The 21,993-nt window shown below is 68.5% G+C and carries 16 protein-coding genes; 10 read left to right on the plus strand and 6 right to left on the minus strand.

Annotated elements, in window-relative coordinates; genetic code table 11:
- The first annotated feature begins 101 nt into the window (after positions 1 to 101).
- Entirely contained in the window at positions 102 to 1,688 is a 1,587-nt protein-coding gene (locus O2L01_RS13885; protein ID WP_270122562.1) for a cellulase family glycosylhydrolase, read from the plus strand.
- A 338-nt stretch (positions 1,689 to 2,026) separates the two neighbouring features.
- The gene (locus O2L01_RS13890) at positions 2,027 to 2,344 is read left to right on the plus strand and encodes a MarR family winged helix-turn-helix transcriptional regulator (RefSeq protein ID WP_270122543.1); all 318 of its coding nucleotides are present in this window, start codon (positions 2,027 to 2,029) and stop codon (positions 2,342 to 2,344) included.
- A 20-nt stretch (positions 2,345 to 2,364) separates the two neighbouring features.
- Here O2L01_RS13890 and O2L01_RS13895 read toward each other — a convergent pair whose 3' ends face one another.
- The 3 genes from O2L01_RS13895 to O2L01_RS13905 are packed head-to-tail and all read right to left on the minus strand — an operon-like array spanning position 2,365 to position 6,478.
- Positions 2,365 to 3,042: a response regulator gene (locus tag O2L01_RS13895; protein WP_270122544.1), complete on the minus strand. Its 678-nt coding sequence runs from the start codon at positions 3,040 to 3,042 to the stop codon at positions 2,365 to 2,367.
- On the minus strand, positions 3,039 to 4,286 hold the full coding sequence (locus tag O2L01_RS13900) for a sensor histidine kinase (RefSeq protein ID WP_270122545.1): 1,248 nt from the start codon (positions 4,284 to 4,286) through the stop codon (positions 3,039 to 3,041). The genes O2L01_RS13895 and O2L01_RS13900 overlap by 4 nt, the downstream gene beginning before the upstream one ends.
- Positions 4,283 to 6,478, minus strand: coding sequence for an MMPL family transporter (locus tag O2L01_RS13905; protein WP_270122546.1), 2,196 nt, complete (start codon positions 6,476 to 6,478; stop codon positions 4,283 to 4,285). The genes O2L01_RS13900 and O2L01_RS13905 overlap by 4 nt, the downstream gene beginning before the upstream one ends.
- Before the next feature lie 14 nt (positions 6,479 to 6,492).
- Between O2L01_RS13905 and O2L01_RS13910 the strand changes: the two genes are divergently transcribed.
- A complete protein-coding gene (locus O2L01_RS13910) occupies positions 6,493 to 6,894 on the plus strand; it encodes an ABC transporter permease subunit (RefSeq protein WP_270122547.1) in 402 nt (133 codons plus the stop codon).
- A gap of 150 nt (positions 6,895 to 7,044) precedes the next feature.
- Here O2L01_RS13910 and O2L01_RS13915 read toward each other — a convergent pair whose 3' ends face one another.
- A complete protein-coding gene (locus O2L01_RS13915) occupies positions 7,045 to 9,072 on the minus strand; it encodes a beta-galactosidase (RefSeq protein ID WP_270122548.1) in 2,028 nt (675 codons plus the stop codon).
- A 15-nt stretch (positions 9,073 to 9,087) separates the two neighbouring features.
- Positions 9,088 to 11,007, minus strand: a complete 1,920-nt coding sequence (locus tag O2L01_RS13920; protein ID WP_270122549.1) for a beta-galactosidase — start codon at positions 11,005 to 11,007, stop codon at positions 9,088 to 9,090.
- Positions 11,008 to 11,147: 140 nt separating this feature from the next.
- Here O2L01_RS13920 and O2L01_RS13925 point away from each other — a divergent pair, with 140 nt between their 5' ends.
- The 5 genes from O2L01_RS13925 to O2L01_RS13945 all read left to right on the plus strand — a co-directional run bounded on the left by O2L01_RS13925 (position 11,148) and on the right by O2L01_RS13945 (position 16,736).
- Positions 11,148 to 12,395, plus strand: a complete 1,248-nt coding sequence (locus tag O2L01_RS13925) for an ABC transporter substrate-binding protein (protein ID WP_270122550.1) — start codon at positions 11,148 to 11,150, stop codon at positions 12,393 to 12,395.
- Positions 12,396 to 12,462: 67 nt separating this feature from the next.
- On the plus strand, positions 12,463 to 13,413 hold the full coding sequence (locus O2L01_RS13930) for a carbohydrate ABC transporter permease (protein WP_270122552.1): 951 nt from the start codon (positions 12,463 to 12,465) through the stop codon (positions 13,411 to 13,413).
- On the plus strand, positions 13,410 to 14,228 hold the full coding sequence (locus tag O2L01_RS13935) for a carbohydrate ABC transporter permease (protein ID WP_270122553.1): 819 nt from the start codon (positions 13,410 to 13,412) through the stop codon (positions 14,226 to 14,228). Before O2L01_RS13930 ends, O2L01_RS13935 begins: the two co-directional genes overlap by 4 nt.
- Positions 14,229 to 14,280: 52 nt before the next feature.
- Positions 14,281 to 15,771 carry an arabinosylfuranosidase ArfA gene (gene arfA, locus O2L01_RS13940; RefSeq protein ID WP_270122554.1) on the plus strand — a complete coding sequence of 497 codons (1,491 nt, stop codon included), beginning with the start codon at positions 14,281 to 14,283 and terminating at the stop codon, positions 15,769 to 15,771.
- Between the two features lie 20 nt (positions 15,772 to 15,791).
- Positions 15,792 to 16,736 (plus strand): glycoside hydrolase family protein, encoded by a 945-nt coding sequence (locus O2L01_RS13945; RefSeq protein ID WP_270122555.1) that lies wholly within the window; start codon positions 15,792 to 15,794, stop codon positions 16,734 to 16,736.
- An 11-nt stretch (positions 16,737 to 16,747) separates the two neighbouring features.
- On the opposite strand, the gene O2L01_RS13950 is transcribed toward O2L01_RS13945, so the two are convergent.
- Positions 16,748 to 17,737 carry a LacI family DNA-binding transcriptional regulator gene (locus tag O2L01_RS13950; RefSeq protein ID WP_270122556.1) on the minus strand — a complete coding sequence of 330 codons (990 nt, stop codon included), beginning with the start codon at positions 17,735 to 17,737 and terminating at the stop codon, positions 16,748 to 16,750.
- Between the two features lie 110 nt (positions 17,738 to 17,847).
- Between O2L01_RS13950 and O2L01_RS13955 the strand changes: the two genes are divergently transcribed.
- Both O2L01_RS13955 and O2L01_RS13960 read left to right on the plus strand, forming a co-directional pair.
- Positions 17,848 to 20,118 carry an alpha-L-arabinofuranosidase C-terminal domain-containing protein gene (locus O2L01_RS13955; protein WP_270122557.1) on the plus strand — a complete coding sequence of 757 codons (2,271 nt, stop codon included), beginning with the start codon at positions 17,848 to 17,850 and terminating at the stop codon, positions 20,116 to 20,118.
- Between the two features lie 192 nt (positions 20,119 to 20,310).
- Complete coding sequence (locus tag O2L01_RS13960) at positions 20,311 to 21,969, plus strand: AbfB domain-containing protein (RefSeq protein WP_270122559.1); 1,659 nt, start codon at positions 20,311 to 20,313, stop codon at positions 21,967 to 21,969.
- Positions 21,970 to 21,993: the final 24 nt, after the last annotated feature.

A 21,993-nucleotide genomic window follows, 5' to 3' on the forward strand; every position in this document is an offset into this window, starting at 1 on the left:
TCGAACAGCGACGACCGGCATCGCCGACGCAGCTCGGCACCAGACGTCCGAGCATCAGGATCAAGAGAGAAGACTTGAAAGGAGAACTGCTGGTGGGTTCGATGAAGAGAAGGCTCAGGGCGGCGTTCGTCGCGGTGATGCTGGCGGTCGGCGTCTCGGTCACCGGCTGGACGTCCCCAGCCTCGGCCGACACCATGACGCAGCGCAACGCCTCGCAGATCATCGCCGACATGGGCGCCGGCTGGAACCTCGGCAACAGCCTGGAGGCCAACGCCAACGGCGTCCCGAACGAGACCGCCTGGAACAACCCGACCGTGACCCAAGCGCTGATCGACAGCGTCCAGGCCGCAGGGTTCGACACCATCCGAATCCCGGTCTCCTATCTGAACCACATCGGCTCCGGCCCGAACTACACCATCAACGCCTCTTGGCTCAACCGCGTCCAGCAGGTCGTCGACTACGCCTACGACCGGGGCATGCACGTGGTCATCAACATGCACGGCGACGGCTACAAGACTGTCACCGGCTCCTGGCTCATCTGCGACGCCTCGAACCAGGCGACCATCAAGGACAAGTACCAGAAGGCGTGGCAGCAGATCGCCACCCGCTTCCGCGACTACGACCAGCGCCTGATCCTCGAGTCCATGAACGAGAACTTCGACGGGCAGTACGGCAACCCCACCCAGCCCTGCTATTCGAATATCAACGCCTACAACCAGATCTTCGTCGACACCGTGCGCCAGACCGGCGGGAACAACACCTCCCGGTGGCTGCTCGTCCCCGGCTGGAACACCAACATCGACTACACCACCGGGAACTACGGGTTCGCGATCCCCACGGACAACCACCGCTCGCCCTCCATCCCCAGCGGCGAGAAGCGGATCATGATCTCCGTGCACTACTACGCCCCCTGGGACTTCGCCGGCGAGGAGAACGGCACCATCACCCAATGGGGCCCCGGCGCGACCAACCCGTCCAAGACCTCCACCTGGGGCCAGGCCGACTACATGGACTCCCAGATGAAAAAGACCTACGACGCGTTCGTCTCCAAGGGGTACCCGGTCGTCGTCGGCGAGTACGGCTCGATCGACAAGTCCTCGCACGACTCGGCGAACAACCGCTACCGGCAGGACTTCGCGCGCACCATGGTGTCCACTTCCAAGAAGTACGGCGCCGCCACCATCTACTGGGACAACGGCGTCAACGGGAAGTACGGGTTCGGCCTGTTCAACCGCTCGAACAACGCGGTGACCCAGCAGGGCATCATCGACGCCATCATGAACGGCCTCGGCGGCGGCCAGCCGTCCGGCTCCACCGCGATCGTGGGCGCCGCCTCCAACCGCTGCCTCGACATCCCGAACTCCTCGACGACCAACGGCACCCAGGCGCAGCTGTGGGACTGCAATCAGCGGTCCAACCAGCAGTTCACCCGCACGTCCGCCGGTGAGCTGAAAGTGAGCGGCAAGTGCCTCGAAGCGGCCGGATGGGGCACCGCCAACGGCACCAAGGCCGCGATCTGGGACTGCACGGGCGGCGCGAACCAGCGCTGGAACGTCAACTCCAACGGCACCATCACGAACGCCCACAACGGACTCTGCCTGGACGCGAGCGGGGCCGCCACCGCCAACGGCACCCCGATCATCCTCTGGACCTGCAATGGCGGCAGCAACCAACGCTGGGCCCTCTGAAGGACCCGCAGAAGCTGAAGGCGGTGAAGGGGTCTCTGATTCGATGTTGTTGTCCCACAAGACGAACAACAGAATCAGAGGCCCTCGCGGCACCCCGCGAAGAACCCTGGCGAAGAGTCCAGTCACTTCACCAGGCATCGCAAAGCCGAGGTCGCCGAGCTCGACCCGGTCGGACTTCGGGTCGCGCTCGGCGCGCGGGGTATAGGGGTCTTTCGCGTAGTAGCCCCATTCGCCTGCGGCGCTGCGGTACTGACGGGCCCCGTCAGGGCGGATGCGGCGGTCGCGTTCGCGTCGGTACCGCTCTCGGATCGATTCGAGTTCGATCGGTGCTGCGATGGATGCTGTCGTCAATCGTGGTGAACGAGACCACGACCGCGAGCGGCCTCGCCGAGGAGTTCGACGTCGCCCTGCCCACGATGTCCCGGCTCCTGGACAAGCTCGTGCGTCAGCAGCTCGTCGTCCGCGCCTCCGACGACGGCGACCAGCGGGTGCGCCGCCTCGTGCCGACGAAACTCGGTCGCGCCATCGTCGCCGAGATCCTCGGCTCCCGCCCTGAACTGCGCCGCGACGTCCTCGAAGGACTCTCCCTCGACGAACTTCGCGGCCTGGAGATCGGCATGCGCGCCGTCAACCGGGAACTGCAACGCCGGCGCTGAGATGCGGCTTCGCGGGTCTCCTAGGGGCCCATGGCGATGCGAGGCGCCAGCCCGGACTCGTAAGCGAAGACGACGAGTTGGGCGCGGTCCCGGGCGCCGGTCTTCATCATGGCGCGGTTGACGTGGGTCTTGGCGGTGGCGGGGCTGATGAACAGGCGCTCGCCGATCTCGTCGTTGGAAAGCCCGGCGGCGACGAGCACGGTGATCTCGCGTTCCCGGTCGGTGAGGTCGTCGATGCCGGGCACCTGCCGCTTCCGGGTCGGTTCGGGTTCGGCGACAACGCGTTCGATGAGCGCTCTCGTCGCTTTGGGAGAGAGCAGGCGCTCGCCGGACGCGACCGTGCGGATCGCGGCGATGAGCGACTCCGGCTCGACGCCTTTGCCGAGGAAGCCGGAGGCGCCCGCGCGGAGTGCGGCGACGACGAGGTCGTCGGTCTCGAACGTGGTGAGGACGAGGATCTTGACGCCCGCCAGATCCGGGTCGGCGGTGATGCGGCGGGTCGCTTCGATGCCGTCCATGTCGGGCATGCGCAGATCCATGACCACGAGGTCGGCCCGGGTGCTCCGGGCGAGGCGTACGGCCTCGAGTCCGGTGGCGGCGTCGCCGACCACTTCGATGTCGGGCACGGCGTCGAGGAGGAGCTTGAACGTAGCGCGCAGCAGCGCCTGGTCGTCGGCGAGGATGACCCGGATCGTCATGTGTCAGTGCCTTTCACATCGGTGTCCTTCTCGGTGATGGGCAGGACGGCGTGGACTTCGAACCAGCGCCCGGGCAGGAGTCCTGCGGCGAGGTGGCCGCCGGCGGCCGCTGCGCGCTCGCGCATGCCGATGAGCCCGTGTCCGGTCCCGGCCGGGGCCGGAGCGCCGTCCGGTTCCGCCGAGTTGGCGATGCGCAGATCGAGGCCGTCGGCGGTCCAGTCGAAGTGGATGGTCACCGGAGCGCCGGGGGCGTGCTTGGCCGCGTTCGTCAACGACTCCTGCACGATCCGGTATGCGGCGAAGTCGGCCTGCTGGTCCATCCGCGCCTTCGCACCGGTCTCCACGACTCCGATCGACGCGCCCGTACTCCGGTAGGCGGCGAGCAGGTCGTCGAGCCGGTCGAGCCCCGGCACCGGCCGCAGCGCCGATTCGGGACGGTCCGCGGGCGCGTTGTCGCCGTGGCGGAGCAGCCCGACGGTGGCACGGAGTTCGTCGATCGCGGCGCCGGTGTGCTTCGTGATGTCATGGAGTGCGGTCGCAGCGGCGGTCGGATCGGTGCGGAGCAGGTAGCCGGCGACGCCGGCCTGGGCGTTCACGAGCGTGAGGTTGTGGGCGAGCACGTCGTGGAGTTCGCGGGCGATGCGCATCCTCTCAGCGAGCACGGCCTCCCGCATGGCGTTCTCCCGTTCGTCCGCTTCGCGTTGGAGCCGTTCCCGGCGCCCGTAGACCGCGGCGCCGATGGCGGTGGCGATGACGACGAGGTTGAGCACCGCCAGGTCGGTCGTGAGGATCGGGCCCGACTGGTTGAAGATCCCGACGAGGAACAGCACGGTCCCCGCCGATCCCCCGGCCGTCCACCCGATCCGCCATGGCAACCGCGAAGCGACCGTGTAGGCCGCGACCATCGTCGCGAGCGGCACCGGCTGGTACGCGCCGATCGACAAGTGCTGCAGCGAACCCGAGTCAACGAAGAACGCGAGGTGCACGGCCTCGACGGCCGTGGTCGCCGCGAGCGCCGGCAGCGGCCAGCGGTCGCGCAGCAGCAGCGGGAGCCACGCCGCGACCGTGATCGCGACCAGACCGGGGCCCGGCAGTTCGAACCCGCCGGTGCGCAGCGAAGCGGTGAGCAGCATGAACGGCAGCATCGCGACGGTGAGCGCACGTCCCGCCGGGGCGGGGCGCGCGACGCGTCCCGCCCCGGCGACGGAGCGTGCCAGCCGGGCGAGGCCCGAGCGTGCGGTCATTCGGTCTCCTCATGGCGGCCGCGGTACCCGCCGACCCCGGCCAGCGGCCGCTCAGCCTCGGCGCTGCCCGGTTCGGGCGCGCCCTCGACGGACAGATGCGGCGTGACGCGATCGGCCCACCCAGGGTACGACCAGGTGCGCGGCCCGATCAGGTGCATGAGCGCGGGAACCAGGGCGAGTCGCACCACGAACGCGTCGACCAGGACCGCGATCGCCAGGCCGATGCCGATCGCCGAGACGATCCGCTCGCCGGAGAACCCGAACGAGGCGAACACGCACAGCATGATCGCGGCGGCCACCGCGATGACCTGCCCGGTCTCCCGCATCCCGACCGCGACCGACCCGTGGTGCTCCCTGGTGCGGCCCCACTCCTCGTGCATGCGGCTCACCAGGAACACCTGGTAGTCCATGGAGAGCCCGAACAGGACGCCCACCACGACGACCGGCACGATGTACATCACCGGCGCGCCCGTGCCTACCTTCAGCAGCTCTGCGCCCCAACCGAACTGGAAGATCGCCGTGATCGCGCCCAAGCCCACTGCTATCGTCGCGAGGTTGCTCAACGCGCCGATCAGCGGTACCAGGACGCTGCGGAAGGCCACGGCCAGCAGCAGGAACCCGAGCACGGCCACCAGGCCGAGATAGAGCGGCAGCCGTTCCATCAGGGCGTTACCGATGTCGAGGTTCGTCGCGGCCTCGCCGCCGACGTACACCTGCAGCGCGGTGCCGTCCTCCGCGGCAGGGACGACCTCGCCGCGCAGCGTCTCGACCAGGTGCTGCGTCTCCACGGTCTGCGCGCTCGTCGCCGGCGTCACCGAGGCGACCGCGATACTCTGGCCCGGCTGGACCGGCGCGGCCGACACCGCTGCGACATCGTCGACGTCGTTCATGTCGGCGACCAGCGCCTCGAACGCCGCCGCCGAAGCCGCGTCAGGGGTCTTGGCGACCACCAGCAGTGTGGCGTCGAAGCCCTCGCCGAACGCCGGGGACATCAGGTCGAAGTACTCGCGGCCGCGTGAGCCGACCGGGTCGCTGCTCGCGTCTGCGTTGCCCACGCGCATGCTCAGTGCCGGCATCGCCAGCGCGATCAGGACGACCAGTCCGGTGACGGCGATGCCTCGCGGCGCCCAGCCCACGATCCGGGCCCACAAGGAGGCCACGACCGGGGGCGTTTCCGCGACGGTGCCGCCGTTGCGGAGCCGGGCCCGCTGGCGCTTGGACAGGGCGCGGTGACCGATCATGCCGAGCAGGGCCGGCAGCAGTGTGAGGGCCGCGGCGACGGTGAAGAGGACCGTGACGGCGGCGGCTTGGGCCATGCCGGTGAGCAGGCCGAGGTTCACGACGAACATGCCCAGCAGCGCGATGATCACCGTGAGGCCGGCGAAGACGACGGCTCGGCCGGAGGTGTTGAGCGCCTTCGTGATCGCTTCGGGAACCGTGGCTCCCGCCAGAAGCGCCTTGCGGTAGCGGTTGACGATGAAGAGCGCGTAGTCGATGCCGACGCCGAGGCCGATCAGCGCGCCCATGGTCAGCGAGGTGGCGGACAGGTCGACCAGGTGGGCGCCGAGCATGACGGCCAGGAGCGAGGCGCCGACGCCGACGACGCCGGTGATGATGGGCAGCACCGCGGCCCAGATCGACCGGAACACCAGGAACATGAGCACGAACGCGGCGAGGACGCCGACGATCTCGGTGCCTTGGGAGGGTTCGGGCTGTTCGGTGAACGCCTGCCCGCCCAGGCCGACTTCGTAGGAGCCGCCGAGGTCTTCGGCGGTGGCGCGGATCGCGTCGGTGTCGGCGTCCTCGGTGAGGGCGACAGTGGCGTAGGCGGTGTGCTCGGCGGTGTCGATCTGGGCTTCGGCGCCCTCGCCGTACGGGCTGACGACTGCTTCGACGCCCGGTTCGGCCGCGACTGCGGCGAGCATCGACGCGACCTGGTTCTGGACGGTCGGGTCGTCGATCGCCGTGTCGTCGGTGCGCCAGACGATGGTGCCGTTCTCGGTGCCCGATCCGGCACCTGCCTGGGCCAGGAGCGCGTACGCCTGGGAGGACTCGCTCTCGGGTAGGTCGGCGACGTCGGTGAAGGCGCTTCCGGCGCTCAGCGCGGCGGCGGCCAGGCCGATCAGGAGGACGATCCAGCCGGTCAGGACCATGTGTCGCCGCCGGAAGCACCAGCGGGCAAGTGCGGACATGAGTGTGCCTCTCTGTGAATCGGTGGGAGGTCTCAAGTCTTCTTCCGCAGCGTGTTCTCGGCGTCGGCTCAGCGCGGTGTCCGCCGTACCGCATCCGCGGTACACATGCCGAATGCCTCCGCACCCGCGGCGTCTCCACCAAGGCGATCGTCTACAAGCACGCGCTGCGCAACGCGGCCGCTCCTGAGCTGGTCGTGCTCTCCCTGGAGTTCATCGGCATGTTCGGCGGCGCCCTCATCATCGAGAACATGTTCGCCCTCCCCGGGTTCGGCTCGTTCGCGTTCAACTCCTCCATCCAAGGGGACATCCCCGTCATCATGGGCATCACGGTCTTCAGCGTGATGCTCGTCGTCGGGGTGAACCTCGTGACCGACCTGATCAACGGTTGGCTCAACCCGAAGGCGAGAATCTTTTGAGCAGCGAAGTCATGCATGGCAGTGCCTTCCGGGAGCGGTGGTCAGGCCCTGTCTCCCAATCCGGGCCGCACCGTTGCGCGTGCACAGGTCGCAGAGTGCTGGTGATTCAGATCAGGACCCGGTGAAACGTCGCTCCTGCCGTCGCGGTGATCATCGGGGCGGGTCGAGTTCTACGAGTTCGGCGTCCCAGGCCCCGAGGATGAATCCTTTCTCCAAACGGTGGCCGCTGAGGAGACCTGATGCGGCGTGGGGAAGGTCGATCGGTTTCGACTCTTTGTCCAGGTTCAGGTAGAGGACATGCCGGTCGGTGACGGCGCGAGCCATCACGCCCTGGGGTGCCTGTGGACCGGTACGGACGCCGAGGCGTTCGATCTCGTTTTCCAGCACCGCGTCGAGGACCTCTCGGCGAGTCGGCAGAGCGATGTAGATCGCCCTGCCCTCGCCATACTGGTGCTCGGTGACGGCGGGGTATTCCCGGTCGGGCCCGCCGAGAGTGGCGACCACTGCGGCGCCACGGGGTTCGACCAGGTCGAACCGCGGCGCCTTGGTGCGCACCGAGCGGTCGCCGAACCGCACCTCCACCTCGTCGTCCCCGCTGCGCCCCTTCGCGATCTCGTTGAGCAGCGCGGTCTCCTCGTACGGTCCGACGCGGATCCCGAAGACGTCGGCGAGGCGGCCGGGCCGGGTGGAGGCGAAGACTTGGCCGTCGGCGTCGAGCATCGCCGAGTACGAGGTCATGACGACCGTCCCGCCCCGCTCGACGAAGCCGCGGACCGCATCGGCGGCCGCCTCGTCGAGAACGAGCACGCCGGGCACGATGAGGATCCTGTAGTCCAGCTCGGAGCGTTCGAGATCGACGATGCGCACGTCCAGGTTGCGGTCGAGGACGGTCCGGAACGCGGTCAGCACCTGGTCGTCGTGTCGTTCGGGGAACGGTGCGCTGGCGATCTGGCTGGGGAAGTCCATGGCGATCGCGATCTCGGCGTTCACCTTGCAGGGGAAGCCGTGGGCTTCGATCCTGCGGAACTCGGCGGCGATCTGCCGGTACTCGTCGAGTTTGCGGGTGGGCTCGCCGTCCCAGTCGACCATGCCCTGCAGGAACTGCTCCTCGCCCGCGTGCATGGTCTGCCAGGTCCAGCCGCACACGAGCTGGTTGCCGAGCATCAGCGAGGCGTAGGCGGAGCGGCGGATCGAGCCGGGGACGGCGGTCATGGTGGTGAACTCGGTGCACCAGAACGGCTCTGCCTGCTCGTATCGGATGCGGGCGATGCCGAAGAGCGCGTCCCGGATGCTGTCAGTGTCCAAAATAGACGCGCTCGGGTAGAGGCCGTTGCCGGGGCGGGTCAGGCGTCCGGAATAAGCGCCCGGCGCCCAGTCGAAGTGCTTGCTGGGGGCGTAGTACCACATGTTGGAGGTGGTGAGCGCGCCCGGCGCGTTCGTCTCGATCGTGTCGAACAGGGCGTCAAGGTAGCCGTTCATCTCGTCGGAGACGAACCGCCGGAAGTCGAGGAGGCGTTCGGGCGCGCCGCCCGCGATGCCGGGCCGGGGCAGGCCGATCTCGTCGAAGTCGCCGATCTGGCGGGACCAGCGCTGGCCTGCCCAGGCGCGGTTCAGGGCCTCGGCGGTCCCGTACTTCGCTTTGAGCCAGTCGATGAAACGAGCGAGGACGTTCGGGGAGTATGAGATCGGGCCGTCAGCAGGCTCGTTGTCGATCCCGAACGCCGCAAGCGCGGGGTGATCGGCGTAGCGGCGGGTGAGGCGGTCGGTGAAACGCACGGCATGTTCGCGGAAGTGCGGGTCGCCGGCGTCCACGGTGTACCGGTGGTTGGGATACCGGCGGGTGCCGTCGGGGTCGATGACGTCGATCTCGGGGTGCTTGCGGTGCAGCCACAGCGGGGCCGGGCGCGCGGCGATGTCGAGGAGGACGCCGATGCCGTGCTCGTGCATGAGGTCCATGACCTCGTCGAACCAGTCGAAGCGGAAGTCGCCGTCGGCCGGTTCGAAGGTGTCCCAGGCGAGATGGCCCAGGCGCACCACGGTGATCCCGGCGTCGCGCATCATCGCGGCATCGCGCCGCCAGGTCTCGGGGCCGGAATCGTGCGGGTGGTAGTTGGCGCCGACGAGGAGCCGTCCGGGGCCGGTGAGGTCGCGGGCGTTCGGGCGTTCGGAGTTGCGCATTGCAGGATTCCCGGTCTACTGGTGGAGTTGATCGCGTGTGATGTGGCGGACTTCGAACGGGGCCATGGTGAAGGCGTCGTTCTCGGTCTTGACCTTGACGGGATTCGCGGACTGATTGATCAGGGTGGCCCCGTGGAGGGTGGCGACGGCTTCGACCGCGGGGTCGAGTCCGTCGACGACCGGTGTCACGGTCGCCGCTTCGAGGGCGTGGTCCAACACGAATCCGGTGCCCGCCTTGTCGGTGAAGCACGCCAGGTGCAGTGAGGTGCCGGCGCCGAAGCGGTTGCGGATCAGGACGGGTTCGCCTTCAGCGGTGCGGGCGAGGACGTCGCCGCCGTCGAGGTCGAAGTCCTCGATCATCGTCGTGACGGCGAAGTCCGCGCCGCTCGCGCGGGCGCTCCGGCCTTCCTCGGGGAGCACGCCGAAGAAGTCGACGGGCCGCCCGCCGAGGACCTCACCGAGCTGGGTGCCGTAGCCGCCGGGGCGAAAACGGTCGTGTTCGTCGACGATGTCGGTGAAGGCGGTCGTGACGAGTGTGCCGCCGGTCTCGACGAACCGCTCGAGCGAGGCGGCTCCGTCCTCGGTGAGCAAGTACAGGGCGGGGGCGACGACCAGGCGGAATCCGGAGAGGTCGGATTCGGCGCGCACGAAGCTCACTTGAACGTGGCGGGCGTGCAGTGCTTCGTACCAGGCGAAGACCTCGGCCTGGTAGTCGATGTCGGCGGGGAGGTCGGGCTGGGTGAGCGCCCACCGGTTCTCCCAGTCGAAGACGATCGCAACGTCGCCGGGCGGCGGCGATGCCGGTTCGCGGCCTTCCAAGGCGGCGCCGAGCTGGGAGATCTCCTTCCAGGTCCGCGAGCGCTTCCCCGAATGGGGCAGCATCGCGGAATGGAACTTCTCAGCGCCGCTTCGCGACTGGCGCCACTGGAAGTAAAGGACGCTGTCGGCACCGCGCGCGACGGCCTGCTCGCTCCACGCGGCCATCTGGCCCGGTGCCTTGGCGGCGTTGTTGGGTCGCCATTGGACGGCGTTCGGCGCCTGCTCCATGAGCAGCCACGGCCGGTCGGGCTTCAGGGACCGCATGAGGTCGGCGGCGAACGCGGCGTGGCGATGCGCGTCGGAATCGCGCGGATCGGGGTAGCCGTCATGGGACACGACGTCGACCTCCGCGGCCCAGTCCCAGTAGTTCATCGCCGGGAAGGCGCCCATGAAGTTCGTGGTGACCGGCTGCTCGGCGCCGGCGGCGCGGAGCGCGTCGCGTTCCATGCGGTAGAGGTCGAGCACCGAGTCGGAGGTGAAGCGGCGCCAGTCGAGCACGAGCGAGGGGTTCTGGGTGGTCGGTGAGGCCCGCGGCGGCCGGACCTCGTCGAAGCCGTTGTAGTGCTGGGACCAGAAGGCCGTGCCCCACGCGTCGTTGAGCGAGTCGATGTCGCCGTAGTGGACGGAGAGCCAGCTGCGGAAGGCCAGGGCGGCGTGCTCGGAGTAGTCGGCGCGAACATGGCAGGCGTACTCGTTGTTGATGTGCCACATGGCGACCGCGGGATGGTCGGCGTAGCGGCGGCCGAGCGCCGTGACGAGATCGGCGGCGAGGCGCCGGTAGTCCGGTGAGGTCGGGGCGTAGTGCTGGCGGCTGCCGGGACCGAGGACGGTGCCGGTTTCGGTGACGGGCAGGACGTCGGGGTAGCGGCGCACGAGCCAGTTGGGCGGGGAGGCGGTGGCCGTCGCCAGGTCGACGCTGATGCCGCCGTCGTGGAGCTTGTCGAGGAGCCGGTCGAGCCAGGCGAAGTCGAACTCGCCCTCGTCGGGCTGGAGGCGCGCCCACGCGAAGATGCCGACGCTGACGAGGTTGACGCGTGCCTCTCGCATGAGCCGGACGTCCTCGTCCCACACCTCCTCAGGCCACTGCTCGGGGTTGTAGTCGCCTCCGAAGTACATGCCGTCGCTCCTGTTCGTCGATCCGGTGGTGCCCGGTCCGGGGCGGTGTTATGGTAACCATTGCGTGAGCGATCACGCAAATAGTCATCCCGGCACCCACCTGGAGTACCAACCCCTTCCGATCCCAAAGGAGAAGCGCAATGTCGCCTTCGAATGCCCCCAGACTCACCCGCCGGGCCGTCGGGCGGATCGCGGCCGCAGCCGCGGTCGCCGCCCCCGCCGCCGGAACCCTCGCCGCCTGCGGCGGCGGCTCGGACCCCAACGCGATCACGTTCCTGTCCTGGGACAACGCAGAGGTGATGGGCCCGGTGATCGCCCAGTTCGAGAAGGAGAACCCCGACTACCGCGTCGAAGCGCAGTACGCGCCGCCGGTGGCCGGATACATCCAGAAGCTCCAGACGCAGCTTGGATCGAACAGCGCGCCGGACGTCTTCATCATCACCGCCGAGAACAAGCACCAGCTCATGGACGGCGGCTTCGTCCAGGACCTCTCGGACGAATCGTGGGCCGCGAACCTCAACGACACCGCCGTCGCGACCTACACGCAGGACGGGAAGCTCTACGGCTCGGCGATCTCGGCCTGGGCCGGCGGCATGGTCGTCAACCTCGACCTAGTGCCGGGCGAGTTCCCAACCGACTGGGAGGGCTTCATCGACCTGTGCAAGCAGCTCAAGGCCGACGGCACCGTCCCGTACATGGAAGCGGTCGGCGGCATGACCGACACCTTCTGCGCCTTCCTCGGCATGCAGAACCTCGCCTACGGCGGCACCATGGACCAGCAGATCTGGGACGGCGACCTCACCTTCGAGGAGGCGTGGACCCCCGCGGCCCAGGCCTGGTACCGGCTCTTCGAGGAAGGCATCCTCGACTCCTCGGCCGCCGGACTCACCGGCGACCTGGTGCTCCCCGAATTCCAGCAGGGCCGCCTCGCCGTCATGACCACCGGCTCGTGGGGCATCAGCGGGATCACGGGCGGCGCGCCCGACCTGAACTTCGAGTTCAAGGCCGTCCCGGGCTTCGAAGGCCAGCCGTACTGGTCCGGTGCGGTCTCGCCCGGCCTCGCCCTCAACGCCAAAGCGAAGCACCCCGACGCCGCCAAGGTGTTCCTGAAATGGATGTCCACCGAGCCAGGGGTCAGCTTCTACCAAGAGGCCAACCAGTTCATTTCCACCACGAAAGACTACGAGCCCGAACTGCCCGAGCAGCTCGGCGACCTCGTCGCCGCCGTGCAGAACGGCGAGTACTACCTGCCTGCGACCAGTTGGATCGACAACAACGACGCCCTCTCCACGGAGGCGAACGCCCTCGTCCAGCAGCTCGCCACCGGTGAGATCGAGCCCGCCGACGTCGGCAAGGGCCTCGACGCCAAACTCGCGTCCCTGCAGTGACCGTCGCGCCGGGGCGGGAGGCACCCGCCTCGGCGCCCCGACCCGTCTCAGAGAGGAGACCCCCGACATGGGCACCGTCCTCGCCCCGCCTCGGTCGAAGCCGCCGCTCCAGCGCGCGCCCCGACTCACCCGCCTCCAGCGCCTCCGCCGCCGCGGCATCGAGTCGTACCTGTTCACACTGCCGGTCGTCATCGTGTTCGTAGTGCTGTTCGCGATCCCGCTGGCGCAATCGTTCTACTACAGCCTCACCGACTTCAACGGCTACTCCACCGATGCGGACTTCGTCGGCCTCGCCAACTACACCACGATCTGGCAGGACAGCTCGATGCTCTCCGCGCTCGGATTCACCCTGGTCTTCACGGTAGGGACCACGGCCGCGATCACGGCGCTCGCGATCCCGCTCGCGCTCGTGCTCAACCGGAAGTTCTTCGGCCGCAACCTCGTCCGCTCGGTGTTCTTCTTCCCCTCGGTGGTGAGCGTCGCGATCCTCGGTCTCGTCTGGGGCTTCATCTTCGCCCCGCTCGGCACCGGCGTCATCAACTCGATCATCGGCTGGTTCGGCGCCGAGCCGATCGCCTGGCTCGCCGAACCGACCCTCGCCAAACTCAGCGTCATCATCGTCGCCGTCTGGGGCGGCACCGGCTGGCACGCCGTCCTGTATCTCGCGTACCTCCAGGCGATCCCGTCCGAGTTCTACGAGGCCGCCGGCATCGACGGCGCCACACGCTGGCAGCAGTTCCGGTACCTCACACTGCCACTGCTCATCCCCGCCATGACCGTGAGCCAACTGCTCCTGCTCACCGGCGGGCTCAAGGTCTACGACCTCCCGTACACGCTCACCGGCGGCGGGCCGGGCTTCGCGACCCGGACGCTGACGCAGTCGATCATCGAGAACGGCATCGCCCAAGGCGAGGTCGGCAAGGCCTCCGCGCTCAGCGTCGTCTTCTTCGTCGCGGTCGGGCTCATCATCGTGGCGCAGCTCGCCCTCGCCCGACGTCTGGAGTCCCGGTTCTCATGAAGCAGTTGCGCAGCATCGTCCTGAGCATCGTGATGCTCACGATCGCGGGGATCGTCGCGATCCCCTTCTACTACATCGTGGTCAACACGCTGAAGACCCAGCCGGAGATCTCGGCCAGCCCGCTCGGGCTCCCGTCCGGACTCGACTTCTCCAACTACAGCGAGGTCTTCGCGACCCTGCCTATCTGGCAGTCGTTCCTCAACACGCTGTACGTCGGCGTCGTGTCGATCACCCTCATGCTCCTGATCGGGTCGATGGCCGCCTACGGGATGCTCATCGGCCAGGGCCTGCTCACCAGGCTCATCGGCGTGATGTGCCTGATCGCGTTCCTGGTGCCGGGCCAGACCACCCTGATCCCGCTGTACCGCATGCTCTCTGGAATGTACCTTGTGGACACGTTGGAGGGACTCGTCGTCCTCTACATGGCCGGGTCGATCTTCTGCTACTTCCTGATCATCGGGTACATGCGGACGCTCCCGATCGAGCTGTTCGAGTCGGCGCGGATCGACGGGGCGGGCGCGTTCCGCATCTACTGGTCGATCGTGCTGCCGCTGATCCGCCCGATCCTGGTCACCGTCGGCGTCTTCCAGGCGATGTGGGTGTGGAACGACTTCATCACCCCGAACGTCTTCATCAACTCGCCCGACAAGCAGACCCTGGTCCTCCAGGTGTACAGCGCGGTCGGCCAGTTCTCGACCGACTGGCCCGCGTTCATGACCCTCAGCGTCATCGTGCTCGCACCGCTGGTCGTCTTCTTCATCGCCGCGCAGCGCCACATCGTCTCCGGCCTCGTCACCGGCAGCGTCAAAGGCTGAACCCGCTCCCCCGCGACCACCGCACCCGCCAATCGAACAGGAAACCCACGGCATGTTCCAAGCATCGCTCAAGCTGCATCCGGCCTTCACCGTCGGCCCCGTCTCCCGAGAACTCTTCGGCGGCTTCGTCGAGCACCTCGGCCGCCACATCTACGGCGGCATCTACGAGCCGGGCCACCCGACCGCGGGCCCGGACGGGTTCCGCCGCGACGTGGTCGACCTCGTCCGCGAGCTCGGCATCTCCCACGTGCGCTACCCGGGCGGCAACTTCGTTTCGGCCCACGACTGGGAGGACGGCGTCGGCCCGGTCGCCGAGCGTCCCCGCCGCCTCGACCCGGCCTGGCACTCGATCGAGACCAACGAGGTCGGCCTGCACGAATTCGCCGCCTGGCTCGACCTCGTCGGGTCGGAACTGATGCTGGGCACCAACCTCGGGACCCGTGGCACGCGAGAGGCGCTGCACCTCTTGGAGTACGCCAACATCCGTTCGGGGACGGCCCGTTCCGACGAGCGGCGAAGGAACGGGCGAGAGGAGCCGTTCGACGTGCGCATGTGGTGCCTGGGCAACGAACTCGACGGTGACTGGCAGATCGGCGCCAAGACCGCCGAGGAGTACGGGCGCCTCGCCACTGTGACCGCCCGCGCCATGCGCGCGATCGACCAGGACCTGAAGCTCGCCGCGTGCGGCTCGTCGTGGCGGGGCATGCCCACCTTCGGCGTCTGGGAGCGCACCGTCCTCGAGCACGCCTTTGAGCAGATCGACTACATCTCCTGCCACGCCTACTACCACGAGGTGGACGGCGACCTGCCGAGCTTTCTCGCGTCCGGTGTGGACATGGATGACTTCATCGAGAGCGTCGTGCACACCATCGAGCACGTCCGCGCCGTCAAGCGGTCCGAGCACCGGATCGACATCTCCTTCGACGAGTGGAACATCTGGTACCAGGCCGGCCAGACGCTCGACCTCGACTCGTGGCCCATAGCGCCCCGGCTGCTGGAGGACCAGTACTCGGTCACCGACGCGGTGGTCCTCGGCGGGCTGCTCATCTCGCTGCTCAAGCACGCCGACCGCGTGAAGGCCGCGAACCTCGCGCAGCTGGTCAACGTCATCGCCCCGATCATGACCGAACCGGGCGGGCCCGCCTGGCGGCAGACCACGTTCTACCCGTTCGCGACCACCTCGCGCCTGGCCACGGGGACCGCGCTGCGGGGCGTCGTGGACGCGCCCGAGGTCGCGACCGCGAAGTTCGGCGAGGTGCCCGCCGTCGACGCCGTCGCGACGCTCGACGGCGACCGGGCGGCCGTGTTCGTCCTCAACCGCTCGGTCGGGGACACCGCGGCGTTCGCGATCGACATCGACGCCCTCGGCATCGACGGTCCCGTTCGCGCGCAGGGCATCTGGGACGAGGACCGCCATGCGAAGAACACCCTCTCGGAGCCCGAGCGCGTCACCTTGCGCGAGAACACCAAGGTCAGCCGCGAGAACGGCACCATCACCGTCCAACTGCCGCCGGTCTCCTGGACCTGCATCACCGTCGGCTGAGCGAAGAAAGAGCACCGACGATGAACGAAATCTCGAAACCGCTGTTCCGCGACCCCGTCCAGGACGGCGCCGCCGACCCCACCGTCATCTGGAACCGCGCCGCGGGCGAGTGGTGGATGTTCTATACCAATCGCCGCGTCCTCGCGCCCCCGATCGACGACGTCTCCTGGGTGTTCGGCACCGACATCGGCATCGCCTCCTCGGCGGACGGCGGCGCGACCTGGGTCTACCGCGGCATCGCGGAAGGACTGGAGACCGGCTGGGGCCGCAACACGTTCTGGGCCCCCGAGATCGTCGACGACGGCCACTGCTTCCACATGTACGTGAGCTACATCGAAGGCGTGCACCCCCGATGGGGCGCCGAAGGGCTGATCCGCCACTACACCAGCGAGGACCTCGTCCACTGGACGTTCGAGTCCACACTGGATCTCAATTCCCGGCAGGTCATCGACGCTTGCGTCTTCCCGCTCCCCGAAGGGGGCTGGCGCATGTGGTTCAAGGACAGCTCCCGCGGCGCGCACACCTACGCCGCCGACAGCCCGGACCTGTACGAGTGGAAACCCAGCGGGCCGGCCGTCGAGAACTGCCCGCACGAGGGGCCGAACGTCTTCGCGCTCGGCGGCTCCTACTGGATGCTCACCGACGAATGGGCGGGCTTGCGCGTGCACCGTTCGGCGGACCTGCGCGCTTGGGAGATCCAAGACCGCATCCTCGACACCTCCGGTACTGGCGAAGACGACGGCGGCAACGGGCTCCACGCCGACGTGGTCGTCGTCGGCGACGACGCGTTCGTCTTCTACTTCACCCACCCCGGACGCGTCCCGGGCGAACCGATACGCGACAACCTGTACGGTCACCGCCGAACCTCGATCCAGGTCGCGCGGGCCCAGGTGGTCGACGGAAGGCTGGTCTGCGACCGGGACGAGGTGCTGACCGCGCCGATCCTGCCGCCAGGCGGACCGTGAACCCTTGCAGCTCAGGCAGACTCGCGCCAGAGAATCGGGAGCGAAGCGCGTCGCCGCTCGGCTCCGTCTCCGCCGTCCAGCGCCTGCTCGATGACGTCGGCGATCTGCTCGGCGAACCCCGTGCCCAGTATCGCCAAGCTGGTGAGGGCGGGCGAGGTCACGGCGCCGAGCGACAGGCCGTCGACGCCGACGAGCCGAACCTGTCCGGGCACGTCGACGCCGCGGCGGTGGGCGGCCCGCAGGGCGCCCATCGCCATCAGGTCGCTGAACGCGATCACAGTGTCCGTCTCGGGGAAGCGGTCCATGAGTTCGTCGAAGCCGAGCTCGCCCGCGTCCACCGACTGCGGCGGCGCCTCGCAGACGACGACCGCGGCCGCCGATACCGGGTCGACCGCGGCTTCATAGGCGATTCGGCGCGTGCTCGGCTCATAGACGGCGCCGAGCGGCTGGCTCTCCAGCAGCCCGAACCGTTTCGAACCGCGTTTCCGCAGCTCGTCCACGAGGTTGGCGAAGGCGGGGCCGAAGTCGAAGTCGACCGAGTGGAGGCCATCGGTGGTCGCGGTGCGTCCGAGCAAGACCAGCGGCGCACCGCGGGCGGCCGTGGCCAGCGCCTTCTCGTCGGTCTCGCCGAGATAACCGACGACGGCGTCGACCTGGTTGGCCAGCCGGCTGAGCAACTGAAGCTCCGGTTCGTCCTCGCGCGAGACGATGGTCATCTGCCAGCCGCGGGCCGACGCCGCATCGAGCAGGTCGGCGGCGAGCTCGGAATAGTAGGGGTTGCGGAACGAATCCACGACGAACGCGATGGTCTTGGTCTTGCTAGTCCGCGCCAGGTTCGAGGCGAACCGGCTGGGGCGGTAGCCGAGCCGCTCGCTGATCTCGAGGATGCGGTCGCGTGTGGCCTCGCTGATCCGCGGCATCCCGTTCATCGCCCGGGTCACGGTCTGCCGGGAGACGCCGGCCTCACGGGCGATGTCCTCGATCGTCACACGTCGCTGCATACCCCCCATTATCCCTGCCAGTCCCGTTCCGATCGGAACGCGGTTTCACACCCGCACCCGGAAGCGGCGCCGCCGCGAACGGGCACGTCCCCCATCCTTGGAAGGAAACGATGAGCAATCCAATCACCGTCCGCGTCGGTGCCGCGATGTCCGACTCGGCCCCCGACCTGTGGGGCCTGTTCATCGAAGACCTCAACGACGCCCTCGACGGCGGGCTCAACGCCGAACTCGTACGCAACGGCGACTTCGAGTTCGACCCGTCAGAACGCGACGACTTCCACCACCTCACCGCATGGGCGACCGAAGGCGCCGTTGCGGTGCGGACCGCATTCCCGCTGCATCCGAACAACCGCCACTATGCCTCGCTGACCGGCCCGGCCGCCATCGCCAACGGCGGCTGGCACGGCATTAGGGCGAGGGCGGGAGAGCGGCTGCGGCTGACCCTGTTCGCCCGCGCGGCCGCGCCGACGCGCCTGGCCGTGGCCCTCGGCGCCGGACTCGCGGGCACCGAACTCGACGTCGAGCCCGGCGGCTGGCGCTACCTGGAAGCCGACCTCACCACCGTCGCGGCGGGGTGCGGGGAACTGCGGATCGCCGTGCCCGCCGGAGCCGACGTGGACCTCGACGCGATCTCCCTGCGGCCGCTCGGCGACAACGGGGAGCCGCTGATCTTCCGCCCCGACCTTCTCGACGCGCTCGGGGCCCTGTCTCCGAGCTTCGTTCGCTTCCCCGGGGGCTGCCTCGCCCACGGCTACGGGCTCGCGAACATCTACCACTGGAAGGACACGATCGGCCCTCGCTGGCGGCGAGCGCAGACGCGGAATATCTGGGGCTACCACCAGTCCCGGCAGATCGGCTACGGCGAGTACTTCGAACTGTGCGAGGCCGTCGGCGCCACCGCGATCCCCATCGTCGCCGCCGGCGTCTGCTGCCAGAACTCGCCCGGCGGCCAGCACGCGATAGCCGAGTCCCAAATGGATGAATACCTTCAGGACGTGCTCGACCTGATCGAATACGCCAACGGCGGCATCGAGACCCGTTGGGGCGCCAAGCGGGCCGAGCACGGCCACCCCGAGCCGTACGGACTGCGGTACCTCGGTGTCGGCAACGAGGACGAGATCACCGACGACTTCCGGGACCGCTACGCCCGCATCGAGGACGCCGTGCGCCGGGCCCATCCCGAAATCACCGTCATCGGCACCTCCGGACCGTGCACCACCGGCCCCGACTTCGAGGCCGGCTGGGAGTACGCGCGCGAGCGCGGGGTGGCGATGGTCGACGAGCACGGCTACCAGAGTCCCCGCTGGCTCCACCAGAACCTCGACCGCTACGCCGGCTACGACCCCGAGGGCCCGAAGGTCTACCTGGGCGAATACGCCGGCTGCTCAAGCACAGTGCGTTCGGCCCTCGCCGAGGCGGCGTACATGATCGGCCTCGAACGCAACCCGGCCGTGGTCCGCCTCGCCTCCTATGCCCCGCTCCTCGCCAGGGTCGGGCACTCGCAATGGACTCCCGACCTCATCTACTTCACTGCCGACGAGGTGCGTCTGTCCGCTTCCTACTTCGTGCAGCGGGCCTTCGGCTCCGAACGGGGCGAACGGGTTCACGCAGTGGAACTCGAAGGGGCGGAGCCGTGGACCCGGCCGGTTCCGGAGTCCGGGGAGGCGCATGTGTGCTCGCCCCGGGCCACGGTGGCTTTCAGCGATGTCGTGGTCGACGGGCGTCCGGTCTCCGACAAGGTCACCACCCCCGGAAGCGACGGTGTCGGCCTCGGCGCGATCGACCCGACCGCCGCCGACATCGAGTTCACCGCGGTCCGATCGGAAGGCGGCGACGGCTTCTCACTGCGGCTGGGGCCGGACGATCCGCTGAGCTCCGTGAAGTTCGCCTTCTGTATGGGGGGCAACCGCAACAGCGTCGTCTTCCGCCGCGACGACGGGATCGACAATTGGGAGGCGACCTGCCCGTGGCCCGCGTGGGGCGACGGCGTCCCCGTGCGCGTGCGGGTGCTTCTCGACGGGCCGTGCTTGCGGGTCTGGGTGGACGGCGAACTCCACCACGACCTCGAACTGGATGCCCGGCCCGAGCACCGGGTGGTGGCCGGCGCGCTTTCCCGTTCCAGCACCGACGGCACCGAGTACGTGGTCCGACTCGTCAATGCCGAGGACACTGAGAAGACCGTCCGTGTCGACCTCGGCGACGTCCTCGGTGCCGTCGAGGCCGATGTCGAGCTCCTGGCCGGTGCCGGGCCCGACGAGGGAGCGCTCTTCGAGGCGTCGCCGGTCGCACCGGTCCGCGAGCACGCCAAGGGCGAGAGCGGGATCGATCTCGTCCTTCCCCCGTGGTCGTTCGCCTCCGCGGTGATCCGCCCCTCGACCTAGCCTCTCGGTACGGTGGCGGGCTGCGTCTTGTCGCCGCGCGCCACCGGATACCCCCACGTCAGAACCATCGAGCTATTGACACGGGTTTATAGAAAGCGCTATCGTTCCATCATTGCGTGAGCGATCACGCAATGATTGTGATTCGCGATGGCATCCCCCGGCATCGCCCATCGCATGGCGCAAAGGAGCACCATGACACGACTCGCCAACGCCCGCCTCAAGCGGCGACCCTTCCTCAAGGGAGCCGCCGTCACCGGCGGACTCGCCCTCGCCGGACTCGGCGGCGCCGCCCTCATCGAGATGCGGAAAGCCGAAGCCCAGACCATCGGCACCCACCCGGGCATGCTGCACACCCAGGCCGACTTCGACTACATCGCCGCGAAGATCGCGGTCGGCGCCGAGCCTTGGAAGTCCGGCTGGGACAAGCTCATGGCCAACTCGCACTCCCAGCCCGGATGGGTCCCGCGCCCCGTCGAGACCGTGATCCGCGGGGGCACCGGTCAGAACTACTCGCTGCTCTACCAAGACATCGCCGCCGCCTACCAGAACGCGCTCAACTGGCGCATCTCCGGGAACACCGCCAGCCGCGACACCGCTGTGGAGATCTGCAATGCCTGGTCCGGGATGCTCGTGGAGGTCACCGGCAACGCGGACCGGTTCCTGGCAGCCGGCATCTACGGCTACGAGTTCGCCAACGCCGCCGAACTCCTCCGCGGCGCCCCTGGCTTCGACCTCGCCCGGTTCCAGAACATGCTCGTGGACCACTTCTACCCGCTCAGCGACGACTTCCTGCGCAACCACAACGGCGCATGCATCACCAACTACTGGGCGAACTGGGACCTGTGCAACATCGCCGGGATCCTCGCCACCGGCATCCTGTGCGACGACGACGCCATGATCGACCAGGCCGTCGACTACTTCTGGAACGGCGCCGGCAACGGCTCGATCGAGAACGCGATCCCGTTCGTATACGACGACCGGGGTCTCGCCCAGTGGCAGGAGTCCGGCCGCGACCAAGCCCACACCATGATGGGCGTCGGCCTCATGGCGTCCATCATGGAGATGGCGTGGAACCAGGGCATCGATCTGTACGCCGCCAACGACAACGCCTTCGCCAAGGCAGCCGAGTACACGGCGCGCTATAACACGGGCAACAACGACGTCCCGTTCACCACCTACAGCTGGGGGACGGGCCAGAGCTGCGCCTACGCAGAGCAGACCGTCATCAGCGACGGCGCACGCGGCGGCGCACGTCCCGTGTGGGCGATGATCTACCACCACTATTGGTCCCGGCGCGGCATCCCGATGCCGAACACGGCCGCGATCATGGCGCAGGTCGCTCCCGAAGGCGGGGGCGGCGACTACGGCACGACCTCGGGCGGGTTCGACGCGCTCGGCTTCGGCACGCTCCTGTACACGCGGGACCGGGCCGCGGTGGCCGCCAACCGGATCCAGTCCTACAACCACCAGACCCGCTATGTGCGGCACAAGAACTTCAACGTCCTGCTGGAAGCGAACGTCAGCCCCGCCGAGGACTCCAGGTTCCATCTCGCGACCGGGCTGGCCGACCACGCCGACGACTGCGTCTCGTTCGAGTCCCGCAACTTCCCCGGGTACTACCTGCGGCACGCGGGCTACACCCTGAAGCTCGAGGCCAACGACGGCTCGGCCCAGTTCGCCGCGGACGCCACGTTCCGCCGCGTCGCGGGTCTCTCCGACGCAGGGTGGACCTCGTTCCAGTCCTACAACTTCCCGGGTCGGCACATGCGCCACGCGAACTACGTCCTGCGCATCGACCCGATCACCGATGCCACCGGCCGGGCCGACGCCACATTCCGGGTCACTGACTGACCCCCGATCGCGGGGGGGGGCCCC

It is taken from the genome of Glycomyces lechevalierae, from assembly GCF_027622945.1.
GTDB lineage: Bacteria > Actinomycetota > Actinomycetes > Mycobacteriales > Micromonosporaceae > Glycomyces > Glycomyces rutgersensis.